Consider the following 316-nt stretch of genomic DNA (forward strand, 5'->3'; position numbering starts at 1 on the left):
TGCAGCGAAGCGATGGACGGATGAACGAAAACCATCTCGACAAGACGCAGCGTCACCAGCCGCGCATCGGCCAGGATATCGACCCGACCGCTGCGCACTTCGTCGAGCGGCGCGACACCAGCAAGGCCGGCGGGGCGTTTCTGCACCACGGCATACTCGACAGCGGCAACCTGCGCGTCGGCGCCAGCGTCGATGCCAGCAACGCTCTCGACGAAGTGCGCAGCGGTCGGGTCGAAATCCTGGCCGATGCGCGGCTGGTGACCCCGCGTCTGGACTAGATGGCTTTCGTTCATCCGTCCATCGCTTCGCTGCAGAC

The 316-nt window shown here is 65.2% G+C and carries 1 pseudogene; it reads right to left on the reverse strand.

What is annotated here, in order from left to right:
• Window positions 1-107, reverse strand: a pseudogene (locus U8L64_RS01050) (amino acid ABC transporter substrate-binding protein); the annotation flags it as partial.
• Window positions 108-316 lie beyond the last annotated feature (209 nt).

Source organism: Pseudomonas sp. FIP_A4 (assembly GCF_036701605.1).
Lineage (GTDB): Bacteria > Pseudomonadota > Gammaproteobacteria > Pseudomonadales > Pseudomonadaceae > Stutzerimonas > Stutzerimonas phenolilytica.